Source organism: Pseudomonas sp., assembly GCF_040514055.1.
GTDB lineage: Bacteria > Pseudomonadota > Gammaproteobacteria > Pseudomonadales > Pseudomonadaceae > Aquipseudomonas.
The window spans coordinates 1-13,578 of record NZ_JBEVDL010000046.1; the positions used below are offsets into that span (position 1 = coordinate 1).

11 protein-coding genes are annotated in these 13,578 nt (G+C 63.7%); 9 read left to right on the top strand and 2 right to left on the bottom strand.

Features of this window, described 5'->3' with window-relative positions:
• From rpsR to ABWY06_RS10900, 9 genes are all read left to right on the top strand, one after another.
• On the top strand, window positions 1-113 hold a 113-nt coding region (gene rpsR / locus ABWY06_RS10860; protein WP_353925631.1), incomplete at its 5' end, for a 30S ribosomal protein S18.
• A 36-nt stretch (window positions 114-149) separates the two neighbouring features.
• Window positions 150-1,043, top strand: coding sequence for a YybS family protein (locus ABWY06_RS10865; protein WP_353925577.1), 894 nt, complete (start codon window positions 150-152; stop codon window positions 1,041-1,043).
• Window positions 1,044-1,061: 18 nt separating this feature from the next.
• Window positions 1,062-1,508 carry a 50S ribosomal protein L9 gene (gene rplI, locus ABWY06_RS10870; RefSeq protein ID WP_353925578.1) on the top strand — a complete coding sequence of 149 codons (447 nt, stop codon included), beginning with the start codon at window positions 1,062-1,064 and terminating at the stop codon, window positions 1,506-1,508.
• Between the two features lie 108 nt (window positions 1,509-1,616).
• Entirely contained in the window at window positions 1,617-3,011 is a 1,395-nt protein-coding gene (dnaB, locus tag ABWY06_RS10875; protein ID WP_353925579.1) for a replicative DNA helicase, read from the top strand.
• A gap of 94 nt (window positions 3,012-3,105) precedes the next feature.
• On the top strand, window positions 3,106-4,182 hold the full coding sequence (gene alr / locus ABWY06_RS10880; protein WP_353925580.1) for an alanine racemase: 1,077 nt from the start codon (window positions 3,106-3,108) through the stop codon (window positions 4,180-4,182).
• A gap of 150 nt (window positions 4,183-4,332) precedes the next feature.
• Complete coding sequence (locus tag ABWY06_RS10885; RefSeq protein ID WP_353925581.1) at window positions 4,333-6,630, top strand: YgiQ family radical SAM protein; 2,298 nt, start codon at window positions 4,333-4,335, stop codon at window positions 6,628-6,630.
• Between the two features lie 236 nt (window positions 6,631-6,866).
• On the top strand, window positions 6,867-7,874 hold the full coding sequence (locus ABWY06_RS10890; RefSeq protein WP_353925582.1) for an SGNH/GDSL hydrolase family protein: 1,008 nt from the start codon (window positions 6,867-6,869) through the stop codon (window positions 7,872-7,874).
• Window positions 7,875-8,013: 139 nt separating this feature from the next.
• On the top strand, window positions 8,014-9,252 hold the full coding sequence (locus ABWY06_RS10895) for a parallel beta-helix domain-containing protein (RefSeq protein WP_353925583.1): 1,239 nt from the start codon (window positions 8,014-8,016) through the stop codon (window positions 9,250-9,252).
• Window positions 9,249-10,364 carry an SO2930 family diheme c-type cytochrome gene (locus ABWY06_RS10900; RefSeq protein WP_353925584.1) on the top strand — a complete coding sequence of 372 codons (1,116 nt, stop codon included), beginning with the start codon at window positions 9,249-9,251 and terminating at the stop codon, window positions 10,362-10,364. Before ABWY06_RS10895 ends, ABWY06_RS10900 begins: the two co-directional genes overlap by 4 nt.
• 323 nt (window positions 10,365-10,687) lie before the next feature.
• Here ABWY06_RS10900 and ABWY06_RS10905 read toward each other — a convergent pair whose 3' ends face one another.
• Window positions 10,688-12,406 carry a diguanylate cyclase domain-containing protein gene (locus tag ABWY06_RS10905; RefSeq protein ID WP_353925585.1) on the bottom strand — a complete coding sequence of 573 codons (1,719 nt, stop codon included), beginning with the start codon at window positions 12,404-12,406 and terminating at the stop codon, window positions 10,688-10,690.
• On the bottom strand, window positions 12,403-13,452 hold the full coding sequence (locus ABWY06_RS10910) for an extracellular solute-binding protein (protein ID WP_353925586.1): 1,050 nt from the start codon (window positions 13,450-13,452) through the stop codon (window positions 12,403-12,405). The genes ABWY06_RS10905 and ABWY06_RS10910 overlap by 4 nt, the downstream gene beginning before the upstream one ends.
• Window positions 13,453-13,578: the final 126 nt, after the last annotated feature.

Genomic DNA, 13,578 nt, shown 5'->3' on the forward strand with positions numbered 1-13,578 from the left:
TTCCAAGCCGTATCACCGGTACCAAAGCACGTTATCAGCGTCAGCTGGCCACCGCTATCAAGCGCGCCCGCTTCCTGGCCCTGCTGGCCTACACCGACAGCCACGGCCGCTGAGACCGGGCAGTCGACAAGTAGTAAGGGATTGAATGCATGCGCGCCTTAGCTGAGTTCATCATGCGCGGTCGCGTGCAGGCCACTCTGGTAGTGGCTGGATGTGCAGCATTGCCGTTGTTGTATTGGTTGGGTGCTGCCGCTGGATGCCTTGTGCTCCTGCGGCGCGGTTTGCAGGATGCCGTTGGTGTCCTGGCCCTGGGAGTGCTGGCCGCCTTGATCTGGTGGCTGCAACTGGGCGAACCCAAGGTACTTCTGGTACTGCTGGGGTCGTCGAGCCTTGCGTTGGTTTTGCGCGCAAGTGAGTCCTGGGTCCGCACGCTGCTGGTCAGCGTGGCACTGGGGTTGGTGTTTTCGGTGTTGATTGACGCGGCTTTCCGCCCGCAGATCGAGGCGCTGTCGCAAGAGATCGTCAAGATCCTGCCGATGGCCCTCGGGGAACTCTACCAGCAGCTGTCGGTAGAAGAGCGAGCGCGACTGGCAACACTGATTGCACCGGCCCTGATCGGCCTGATGGCGGTAATGATGCAGATCGTCAGTTTGCTGAGCCTGATGCTTGGGCGTTATTGGCAGGCGTTGTTGTACAACCCGGGTGGTTTTGGTCGCGAGTTTCGCAGTATCAGAATCCCCGTGGGCCCGGCGATGTTGCTGCTGGCACTCATGGTGGTCGGACCGTACTTCGGTTCACACGCCGCCTTGCTGGTGCTGTTTTGCAGCGTACCGCTGGTGTTTTCCGGACTGGCCCTGATGCATGGGCTGGTCGCGCAGAAGTGCCTGGCCAAGTTCTGGCTGGTGGGGATGTACGTAACGATGCTGGTGTTCATGCAACTGATCTATCCGTTACTCGTGGTTTTGGCCATTGTCGACGGCCTGATTGATTTTCGCGGTCGTCTGGCGCCGAAAGACGCCGATAACGCGAACGGTGAAGGTTAAAAGTTAGAGGATTTTCACATGCAACTGATCCTTCTGGAAAAAGTCGCCAACCTGGGCAACCTGGGCGATAAAGTGAATGTTAAGGCTGGTTACGGCCGTAACTTCCTGCTGCCGCATGGCAAGGCCACCGCTGCGACCGCCGCCAACGTGGCTGCGTTCGAACTGCGTCGTGCCGAGCTGGAACAGCTGGCTGCCGACAAGAAGGCGTCGGCTGAAACCCGCGCTGCCCAACTGGCCGAGCTGGAGGTGACCATCACCGCCACCGCGGGCGACGAAGGCAAGCTGTTCGGTTCGATCGGTACCCACGACATCGCTGACGCCCTGACCGCCTCCGGCGTGGAAGTGGCGAAAAGCGAAGTGCGTCTGCCGAACGGCACCATCCGTCACGTGGGCGAATTCGACGTGGCGGTGCACCTGCACTCCGACGTCGAAGCCACCGTACGTGTGGTGGTGGTCGCGGCCTAAGCTGCGTCCCCGCGTCTGGCACCCCGGTGCCGGGCGGTTTAACATTTGGCACGGCCCGCGCGAGCGGTGCCGTGCCTTTTGTCTTTTTAGACACGGATCGCCTGTACCATGAACGAACTCTCCGCTCCCGAGCAGTACGACCTGCAGACCGCAGCGCTCAAGGTGCCGCCGCACTCGATCGAAGCCGAGCAGGCCGTGCTGGGTGGTCTGATGCTGGACAACAATGCCTGGGAGCGGGTGCTGGACCAGGTTTCCGACGGCGATTTTTACCGGCATGACCACCGCCTGATTTTCCGCGCCATCTTCAAGCTGGCTGAGCGCAATCAGCCGTTCGATGTGGTCACCCTGTCCGAGCAACTGGACAAGGAAGGGCAGATCAGTCAGGTGGGCGGCCTGGCCTACCTGGGCGAACTGGCGAAGAACACCCCCTCGGTGGCCAACATCAAGGCTTACGCGCAGATCATCCGCGAGCGGGCCACCCTGCGTCAGCTGATCGGCATCAGCGGCGAGATCGCCGACAGTGCCTATGCCCCGCAAGGCCGCACCGGTGCGGAGATTCTCGACGAGGCCGAGCGGTTGATCTTCCAGATCGCCGAGGCGCGGCCCAAGACCGGCGGGCCGGTGGGCATCAACGACATCCTGGTCACCGCCATCGACCGGATCGACAGCCTGTTCAACAGCGGTGACGCGATCACCGGGATTTCCACCGGTTTCAACGACCTGGACGCCCAGACCAGCGGTCTGCAGGCCGCCGACCTGATCATCGTCGCCGGCCGTCCGTCCATGGGCAAGACCACCTTCGCCATGAACCTGGTGGAGAATGCGGTGCTGCGCAGCGACAAGGTGGTGCTGGTGTATTCCCTGGAGATGCCCGCCGACTCCCTGGTCATCCGGATGCTCGCCTCGCTGGGGCGCATCGACCAGACCAAGGTACGTACCGGCCGTCTGGACGACGACGATTGGCCGCGCCTGACCTCGGCGGTCAACCTGCTCAACGACCGCAAGCTGTTTATCGACGACACCGCGGGCATCAGCCCTTCGGAGATGCGCGCGCGGACCCGGCGGCTGGCCCGCGAGCACGGCGAGATCGGCATGATCATGGTCGACTACCTGCAATTGATGCAGATCGCCGGTTCCAGCGGCGACAACCGCACCAACGAAATTTCCGAGATCTCGCGCTCGCTCAAGGCGCTGGCCAAGGAGTTCAATTGCCCGGTGATTGCCCTGTCGCAGCTTAACCGCTCCCTGGAGCAGCGCCCGAACAAACGCCCGATCAACTCCGACTTGCGTGAATCCGGGGCGATCGAGCAGGACGCCGACATTATCATGTTCGTCTACCGCGACGAGGTCTATCACCCCGAGACCGAGTACAAGGGAGTGGCCGAAATCATCATCGGCAAGCAGCGTAACGGTCCCATCGGCACCACGCGCCTGGCCTTTCTCGGCAAGTACTCGCGTTTCGAGAACCTGGCGGCCGGCAGCTACAACTTCGACGACGAGTGATGCGGCGTCGCAGCGCGCACTTGGCCCAGGTCAATGGACACCGGCGGCACCAGGGGTAAACTGCCCGCCCGTTTTTGACCCGAGGACCTTGCCCATGCGCCCGCTGCTCGCCACTGTCGACCTGGCCGCGATTCGCCATAACTACGCCCTGGCCCAACGCTGCGCGCCGAGCCGGCAGGTGTTTGCCGTGGTCAAGGCCAATGCATACGGGCATGGGGTGCGCGAAGTGGTCAGCAGCCTCGAGGCGGCGGATGGCTTCGCGGTGGCCTGCCTGGAAGAGGCCGTGACGGTGCGGGCGTTGCACGAGCGGGCGCGGGTCCTGCTGCTGGAAGGCTGTTTCGAACCAGCCGAGTACCGCCTGGCGTCCCAGCTGCGCCTGGATGTGGTGGTGCACGACGCGGCGCAGGCCGAAGCGTTGTTGGCGGCGGAGCTGGCCGCGCCCCTGGCGGTGTGGCTCAAACTGGACAGCGGGATGCACCGGCTGGGGTTCAATGACCGCGACCTGCGTCACTGGCATGGGCGCCTGGTGGCGGCCGCGTCGGTCGCCGAGCTGAATGTGCTGAGCCACCTGGCTTGCGCCGACGAGCGCGGCCATCCGCTGATCGAAGAGCAGCTCGAGGCGTTTCTCGCGGTGCTCGACCTGCCGTTCGCCCAGCGCTCGCTGGCCAACTCCGCCGCCGTGCTGACCTTGCCGGCGGCCCATATGGACTGGTTACGCCCGGGTATCCTGCTGTACGGCAGCAGTCCGTTTGCCGACCTTAGCGCGGCGCAACTGGGCCTCAAGCCCGCCATGCGCCTGACGGCGCGGCTGATCGCGGTGCGCGAGGTGGCCGTGGGGGATACGGTGGGCTACGGCGCCGCTTGGCTGGCGCAGCGACCGTCGCGCATCGGCACGGTCAGTTGTGGGTATGCCGACGGTTATCCGCGCCAGGCGCCAAGCGGCACACCGGTGGCGATCGGGGGACGACGGGTGCCCCTGGTCGGCCGGGTCTCCATGGACCTGCTGTGTGTCGACCTCACCGACGCGCCGCAGGCGCAGCTGGGCGACGAGGTGGAGCTCTGGGGCGCGCAGGTGCCGGTGGATGAGCTGGCTCAGGCCTGCGGCACCCTCGGCTACGAGCTGCTGACCCGGGTCACGGCGCGCGTGCCGCGGCGCTACTCCAACGGTTAAGCACGAGGTGTGGCCGGTTGCTGAGGGGAGGGATCCAGCGCGGGCGGGTGGCTGCGATTAAACCCAGCGCCATGGTCGGATTTGGTCAAAATTTGTGCTATATTCCGCGACCGCGTTATTTATCCTCGAAAGCCATTACCGGTCATTCTCATGCAAGCAGCCAAGCCGTTATTTGACTATCCCAAGTACTGGGCCGAATGTTTCGGCCCGGCACCTTTCCTGCCCATGAGCCGGGAAGAAATGGATCAACTTGGCTGGGACTCGTGCGACATCATCATCGTCACCGGCGATGCCTATGTCGATCACCCGTCCTTCGGCATGGCGATCATCGGCCGCTTGCTGGAATCCCAGGGCTTTCGGGTTGGCATCATTGCCCAGCCGAACTGGCAGTCCAAAGACGACTTTATGAAGCTCGGCGAGCCCAACCTGTTTTTCGGGGTGGCGGCCGGCAATATGGACTCGATGATCAACCGCTACACCGCGGACAAGAAGATCCGCTCCGATGACGCCTATACGCCGGGTGGCCTGGCCGGCAAACGCCCGGACCGCGCCAGCCTGGTCTATAGCCAGCGCTGCAAGGAAGCCTACAAGCACGTGCCGATCGTGCTGGGGGGTATCGAGGCCTCGCTGCGTCGCATCGCCCACTACGATTACTGGCAGGACAAGGTGCGTCATTCGATCCTGATCGACGCCTGCGCCGATATCCTGCTCTACGGCAACGCCGAGCGCGCCATCGTCGAAGTGGCCCAGCGCCTGTCCTATGGGCAAAAGGTCGAAGACATCACCGACGTGCGTGGCACCGCCTTTATCCGCCGTGATACGCCGAAAGACTGGTACGAAGTCGATTCGACGCGCATCGACCGGCCGGGCAAGATCGACAAGATCATCAACCCTTATGTGAATACCCAAGACACCCAGGCCTGCGCCATCGAGCAGGACAAAGGTCCGCAGGAAGACCCGCAGGAAGCCAAGGTGGTGCAGATCCTGGCCAGCCCGCGCATGACCCGCGACAAGACGGTGATCCGCCTGCCGTCCTTCGAAAAAGTCCGCGGCGACTCGGTGCTCTATGCCCACGCCAACCGCGTGCTGCACCTGGAAACCAACCCGGGCAATGCCCGCGCCCTGGTGCAGCGCCACGGCGAAGTGGACGTCTGGTTCAATCCGCCACCCATCCCCATGACCACCGAGGAAATGGACTACGTGTTCGGCATGCCCTATGCCCGCGTGCCCCATCCGGCCTACGGCAAGGAAAAGATTCCGGCCTACGACATGATCCGGTTTTCGGTGAATATCATGCGCGGCTGTTTTGGTGGCTGCACCTTCTGCTCCATCACCGAGCACGAAGGGCGAATCATCCAGAACCGCTCGGAAGAATCGATCATTCGCGAGATCGAGGAGATCCGCGACAAGGTGCCCGGTTTCACCGGAGTGATTTCCGACCTGGGCGGGCCGACCGCCAATATGTACCGGATCGCCTGCAAGAGCCCGGAGATCGAGTCCGCCTGCCGCAAGCCGTCCTGTGTATTCCCGGGCATCTGCCCGAACCTGAATACCGATCACTCGTCCTTGATCCAGCTGTACCGCAGCGCTCGCGCCTTGCCGGGGGTGAAGAAGATCCTGATCGCCTCGGGCCTGCGTTACGACCTGGCGGTGGAGTCGCCCGAGTATGTGAAGGAGCTGGTGACCCACCACGTCGGCGGCTACCTGAAAATCGCCCCGGAGCACACCGAGGAAGGCCCGCTCAACCAGATGATGAAGCCGGGCATTGGCAGCTACGACAAGTTCAAGCGCATGTTCGAGAAATACTCGAAAGAGGCGGGCAAAGAGCAGTACCTGATTCCCTATTTTATCGCCGCGCACCCGGGGACCACGGACGAGGACATGATGAACCTCGCCCTGTGGCTCAAAGGCAATGGCTTCCGCGCGGACCAGGTGCAGGCGTTCTATCCTTCGCCCATGGCCACCGCCACCGCCATGTACCACTCCGGCAAGAACCCGCTGCGCAAGGTCACCTACAAGAGTGACGCGGTGACCATCGTCAAGAGCGAGGAGCAGCGCCGCCTGCACAAGGCCTTCCTGCGTTATCACGACCCCAAGGGCTGGCCGATGTTGCGCGAGGCGCTGACCCGCATGGGCCGTGCCGACCTGATCGGGCCGGGCAAAAACCAGCTGATTCCGTTGCACCAGCCGGCCACCGAGGGTTACCAGAGCGCGCGGCGCAAGAACTCCACCCCGGCGGGCAGCCACAAAGTGGCCAAGGAACAGAAGATCCTGACCCAGCACACCGGCCTGCCGCCGCGGGCCAGCGACGGCGGCAATCCCTGGGACAAACGCGAGGAGGCCAAGGCCGCAGCGTTCGCCAAGAACCAGCAGGCGGCCAAGGAGCGCTTCGATGCCAGCAAAGGCAAGGGTAAAAAACCGCTGAAACGGCCGGTGGTGCCGCGCTAACGCGCGATTGGCCACCGTTGATCAGCCCCCGTAAGGGGGCTTTTTATTGGGTTGTGTTTGGGGGCGGTCGCGCCCGTGGCGTTACTGGCCGCACAGCCTGCCGTGCTTGTCGCTGCCCCGCGGTTCGTCTAGTTTCAGTAGGCTGGAGAACCGGTCCCGCTGGCCGGATCGTCGCCGTCGTTCGTGTTTGCCTCGAGTCATCCCAGTCCTCCACTTCCCTTCAAGAGGCTACTGATATGAACTACGAGAGCGAAGAAACCCTGGCGAAAATCAACCTGGCCCTCTGGCAGCAGGAGCCCTCCGACCTGCCCGTGGAGCCTGGCAGCGCGCCGTTCCTGTTCGGGGCCAATGGCGTGCGAGTGGTCGCCCAGGGGGACTCCTGGTTCAACTACCCGCCCGGTATCGATATCATCAAATGGCTCAAGCTGACCTCGGGCTATCGCATCAGGAACTTCGCCACCGCCGGCGATACCCTGGAGAACATGATTTATGGCACCCAGATCAATGAAGGTGCCTGGACCCGCGACCCCGTGGAAATGGCGGCGGTGCTCGACGAGATCCGCACTACCCAACCGAGTTTTTTCCTGTTCTGCGGGGGCGGCAACGATATCGTCGGCGAGCAACTGGATGGCTTTCTCAACCATGCCAGTTCCAACCCTGCCAGCCTGCTGCGCGATGAATTCCTCGACTACACCGTCAACACGGTGTTCAAGGGCGCCTACGAGCGGATGATCGCCCAGGTGCAGCAGGCCAATCCGCTTATCCATATCCTGTTCCACGGCTATGGCCGGGCCATCCCCACCGGCAAGGCGGTGATCAATATCGGCCCGCTACGGATCATTGGCCCTTGGCTGCGGCCCGCGCTGACCCGCAAGAACATTCTCGACCCGGCGGCGCAGCGCCTGTTGATGGCGGAAATCGCCAACCGCTTCAATGTCATGCTCCAGGGCCTGACGGCGGGCCAGCCGAGGCTGCACTACCTTGACCTGCGTGACGAGATCAGGGACGACGACTGGATCAACGAGACCCACCTGACCTCTTTTGCCCACCGACGGGTGGCAGCCTTGTTCGAGGCGAAGATGAATGCCTTGTTGCCCCCGGGGCTGGTCGCGCAGCAGACGCAGGCCAAAGCCACCACCCTGGCGGCATTCCAGGCCCTGGAGCGCTCGCTGGACAATCAGGCCAGCGCCAGTCCCGGCAAACGCAAGGCGCGCCAGGATGACCTCAGGGCACCGGCCGTGTGACCTGGCGTTAACCTGTAGCAGTGCTGTCGCGGGATGTCAGGGGCGCCCGCGGCGGCTGCGCGGCAGCATTTAAGGCTTGGATTTGAATTTTATTGGCACTATAGTGCCAATAAAATAGAGATGCCTTTAGGAGTCCGCCATGCGCATTGCGCCGTTTCCCCTGCTCGCCCTGTCCATCCTGTTGGCCGCCTGTGGCGAGGCGCCTGCGCCTGAGGCGAACCTGGACTTCCAGAAGGAACTGCAGGGCCGCCTGATCAAGGCCAAAGCCGGTACCGTTATCGAGATTCCCGCCGGCACCTACCACCTGGACCGCAGCCTCAGCCTCAAGGCCAGCGGCGTGACCCTGCGCGGCGCCGGCATGGACAAGACCATCCTCAGTTTCAAGGGGCAAAAAAGCGGTGCCGAGGGGCTGCTGGTCGACGCCTCGGATTTCACCATCGAAGACATCGCCTTCGAGGACACCAAGGGTGATTCGCTGAAGATCGTGGGCGGCAAGAACATCATCATTCGCCGGGTGCGCACCGAATGGACCAACGGCCCGGCGACCGAGAACGGCGCCTACGGCATTTACCCGGTGCAGACCGAAAACACCCTGATCGACGGTGCGGTGGCCATCGGCGCCTCCGATGCCGGCATCTATGTCGGCCAGTCCCGCAATGTGGTGGTGCGCAACAGCCGTGCCGAACGCAACGTGGCCGGCATCGAGATCGAAAACACCATAGGTGCCGACGTCTATGACAACGTCGCCACCGGCAATACCGGCGGCATCCTGGTGTTCAACATGCCCAACCTGCAGCAACCGGGGCGGGCGACGCGTGTCTACCGCAACCGGGTGCAAGGCAACAACCATGACAACTTCGGCCACAAGGGCACGCCGGTGGCGAGCGTGCCGGCCGGTTCCGGCGTGGTGATCAACTCCAATGACGAGGTGGAAGTGTTCGACAACGATATCGGTGAGCACCGCACCGCCAATGTCATCGTCAGCAGCTACTTCAGCACCGGCTACACGGACCTGTCCACCGCCGAGACGTTCGACCCCTACCCGGAGGGCATCTTTATCCACGGCAACCGCTTTGGCCCGGGTGGCGACAGCCCCGACAACCTGGAGCTCAAGGCGCTGAAAATTACCCAGTACGGCCTGAACGGACGGCTGCCGGATATCCTCTGGGACGGCTATTTCGATCCAAAAAAACTGGTCGGCGGCAAGCTGCCGGCCAACCTGGCCATCTGTGTCGATAATGGCGCGGCGGGGCTGATCAATGTCGACGGCCCCAATGGCTACAAGAACATCAGCACCGACATGGCGCCCCATGCCTGCACCTTGCCGCGGCTGCCGGCCATCGAACTGGTCAGCGCCCAGGCCCCGGCGGGTACATGAGAGGCTGGAGCCTGCTGGGACTGCTCCTGCTGCTGGCCGGTTGCGACCGCGCCAGTACGCCGCTGTACCTGCCCGACGGTGAGGACTATCCCGCGACCCTGAGTGCCTGGGGCCTGCTCGAACGCGACGGGGGACGATTGCAGCCGGTGGCCGCCGCCGTGCCTTATGACCTCAATACGCCCTTGTTCACCGATTACGCACACAAGCTGCGCACGCTCTGGATGCCGCCCGGCAGCCACGCGCGGTACGCCCAGGACCACTTCGACTACCCCTTGGGCACGGTGTTGAGCAAGACCTTCTATTACCCCCGGGACGCCCAGGGACACCTGCGCCGTACCCGCGCTGGAGATCCGGACATGGCGCGCAGCCTGGTGCTGGACAAGGTCCAGTTGATCGAGACACGCTTGCTGCTCAAGCAACGGCAGGGTTGGGTGGCGCTGCCGTACGTCTGGGACGCCGACCAGCGTGAGGCGCGTCTGGAGTGGGCCGGTGCCAGCCAGTCGCTGAGCCTGCTGGATGAGCAGGGGCAGACCCTGGCGGTGGATTACCAGGTGCCGGACGCCAACCAGTGCGCGGGCTGCCACGAGGAGCGGCATGGGCAAGGGATCAATCCGCTCGGCCCCAAGGCCCGGCACCTGAACAAGTTGTTCGACTATGCCGAGGGACCGCAGAACCAGCTGACGGAGTGGCAACGCCGGGGCGTGCTCGACGCCCTGCCCGCGGACCTGACCACAGTCCCGCAAAACGCCCAGTGGGGGCAGCCGCGGACGGGCGAGACCCTGGAGCACCAGGCGCGCAGCTACCTGGATGCCAACTGCGCGCATTGCCATAACCCCCAGGGGCCGGCGCGGACTTCAGGATTGCTGCTCGACCCCGGCACGCCGCTGAGCATTGCCTTCGGCCTGTGCAAACCGCCGGTGGCGGCGGGCAAGGGCTCTGGCGACCGGCTGGTGGATATCCACCCCGGTCAGCCCGAGCGCTCGGTGCTCAGCTATCGGGTGCAGAGCGTCGACCCCAGCGTGATGATGCCGGAGCTGGGACGTTCCACGGTGCATCGGGAGGGGGTGGAGGTGCTGAACCGCTGGATCGCCCAATTGCCCGGCGGCTGTTAGCTGAGCAGGCTTGGCGCGGGGTGTGCCGGTTTGTCTGCCATGGGGTGCCTTCGACCCAACCCATCACATGCTGTTGGGTTGGGCCAGAGGACATCCCCATCGCGAGTCGCGTTGCCGCGAAGCAGGGCCCCAGGCCCGGCGCGGAACGCAGCTCTTTGTAGGGCGGGCAGCGACCGCGAATCCTGGCGAGATCGTCGTCCTGTACCTGCGTGGTCCAGCGCCGTACCCAGCAGCGCCCGGCGGGGCAAACAGGTTGTTAAAGTCGCCGGACTCTCCCACCCGCCCCACGCGCCCCTGAGCGGCGGCGGTCAGGCCTCGAGGGCTCAGGCGCCCTGGTCGAAGAAGGTGAAGGTATTGCGCCCATCCTTTTTGGCGTTGTACATGGCGCGGTCGGCCTGCTGGATCAGGCTTTCAGCGGTGTTGCCGTCGATCGGGTAGAGGCTGACGCCGATACTGGCCTGGATCTTCAGCTCGCGCCCGTCGATCAGCATGCTGCTCTGGAAGCGCATATGCAGTTTCTGCACGATGGCCAACACATGGCGCGGGTCATCCATGGCATCGAAGAGGATAACGAATTCGTCGCCGCCCCAGCGCGCCACGGTGTCCACCTCGCGGGTCGCCGAGGTGAGCAGGGCGGAGACTTTCTTCAGGACCCCATCGCCCAAGCTATGGCCGAAGGTGTCGTTGATCGCCTTGAAATGGTCGAGGTCGACGAACAGCACGGCCAAGGCCTTGCCGCTGCGCCGGGCGGTGGCCAGGGCATGCTCCAGGCGGTCGAGGAACAGCCGGCGATTGGGCAGGCCGGTCAGCGGGTCGTGCTGGGAAAGGTGGTCCAAGGCACTGCGGCTGAGGTTGAGTGCATCCAGGTGCTTGAGGATTTCGGTCTGCATCTCATGGAAGTTATGCGCCAGCAAGCCAATTTCATCGCTGCGTTGCAGCGGCAAGCTGCTGAGTACCCGTTCGCTGGAAAACCGTTGCATGGCCGCCACCATGGCGTTCAGCGGACCGGTGAAGGCGCGCGCCACCAGCACCGCCAGCAAGCTTGCCAGCAGGCTGAGCGCGGCAACTATCTGGATGATCCGTCGACCGAGCACGCCGCTTTCCTCGACTATGGTGGCGGTGGGTTGGGACAGGCCCAGGATCACAAAACCCTGGCGTTCGCTTTCACCGAACGGCAACCGTTCGAACGCTGCCACCAGGTCCGGTGCATCGGGAGCGCTGGCCTTTACGATCAGGCTGCGCCGTTTATCCTTGAACAGCCGCGCAACGTCCGGGAATTGCTCCTGGATCAGGATGCGTCGACCGCGTTCGAAACCGAAGGTCTGCTGCGGGTCGGGATGAATCAGAAAATCGCCTTGGTGATTGCTCAGGTACAGTTGATAGGAGTCGGGCAGATCGTTCTTGAGCTGGGTGAACAATTGATGCAGGTCGATATTGATCACGATCAGACCGCGCACCCGCGCCGCGTCGTCTACTACCGGCGTCGAGACCTGCAGGCTCGGCCGGTTCAGCCCCGAGTGGGCGCCCTCTTCGTGATTGATCAGGATTTGCGACAGGCGTACCGCGCCGCCTGGCAGGCGCAGGGTCTCGAAGACATAGGGCAAATGCGCCTTTTCCTGCAGGTCCTGCCCCGTTACGCGGGTCAGCAGGGCGCCGTCGCGGTCCACCCGGACCCGCTCCAGGCCATGCCATTCGGAGCTGATCAGGCGGATCTGGACATATTCAGGATGGACTTTCAGCAGGCTGCGGAAGGTATCGCTCAACTCGGTCTCGATACGCTCGGTCGTGCCGGTGTCGAGGTTGCCCAGGGGGCTGGTGGCCTGGGCCAGGCTGGCCAGCACCCGGACATCCTTGCTGACGTTATCCAGGTTGGCCACCAGGTTGCGCCCCAGCACCTGGGTGGCGCTCAGCAAACTCTGCTCGGCGGCCTTGAGCAGCATGGCGTGGCTACTGACATAGGAATAATAACCGGTCAGTCCGGTGACCAGAATGCCGAAGCCGGCCATCAGGCTGGCCAGCTTGAAGCCAATGCCGAACCTCATGGCGCGAGCAACGCTTGCGGGCGATAGCCGGAGACGATGCGCGCCCACAGGTGGGCCCGGCGCGCCGCGTCCTCCACTGGCTCGAGCCAAAGGATGGTGTCGGTATAGCTGCTGGTCGCGGGCAACTCCAGGGTATTGGCCAACCCCTGGCGGCGGCTGAATTCCCGGCTCACGCTGGGCTCAAGGTTGTAGTTGATCCATTGCTCGGCCAGCAGCGGGTCCCGCGCGCCGCGACTGACCGCCCAGCAGTCGAGCCAGGCGAGGGCCCCTTCACGAGGGATGACGTAGCCGACGTCGGCGCCTGCATCCACCAGCTGCTTAAGCTGCTGGCGGCCATAGTTGGCATAGACCAGGGCGATCGAGTGCTCCTTGAACAGGCTCACGACCTCCTCGGGCAGGGTGTAGAACGTCAGTACGTTGCGCCTCAGGGCGATCAGCTTCTCGCTAACCGCGGGGAAGTCGGCGTCCTTGATCGCAAAAGGCGCACCGCCCAGCGCCAGGCTGGCGATCGAAAAATTGTGGCTGCTGGTGTCGAAGGCCAATACGCGCCCCTGGTAAGTCGGGTCCCAGAGGCTGGCGAGGGACGTGGGAGGGCTGCGCCATTGCTTACGATCGTAGATCAGGCCCATTTCCGAATAGGTGAAGGGCACGGCATAGGCCTTGCCATCCCGGCTTGCGCCGGGAATCGCCGCCAGGTCGCGGAAGCGTTTGAGCTGGCGAACCGTATTGGGCAAGTGCTCCAGGCGCAGTGGCTGGACCAGGCCCTGTTCGATGTAGTGCTGCATCTCGGCGGTATTGGCGGCAAATACGTCGTAGTCGCCGCCTTGCGCGCGGCCGAGCTTCTCGCGCATGACGTCGTCCGAACTGACGAAGCTGACTTCGACCTGAACGTCGTAGCGCTTCTCGAACACCTTGACCATATCGGCGTCGGCATACCCCGGCCAGGCGAGAACACGCAGGGGCTGCTCGGCCGCGAATGCGCTGCTGTCACTCAGTGCGAGCAGCACGAGGGCGACGAGTGGACCGGCGAAGCGATAACACGGCATGGCGTTGACCGGGGCGCGGGGGAGTAGCCTTCAGTCTATACGAGGAATCTATATGGCCCATGGCCAGTTTTTGCCAGGGGTCAAGCAGTGGAAATACTGACGCGCGGTGGCCACGGCCCTGCGAGC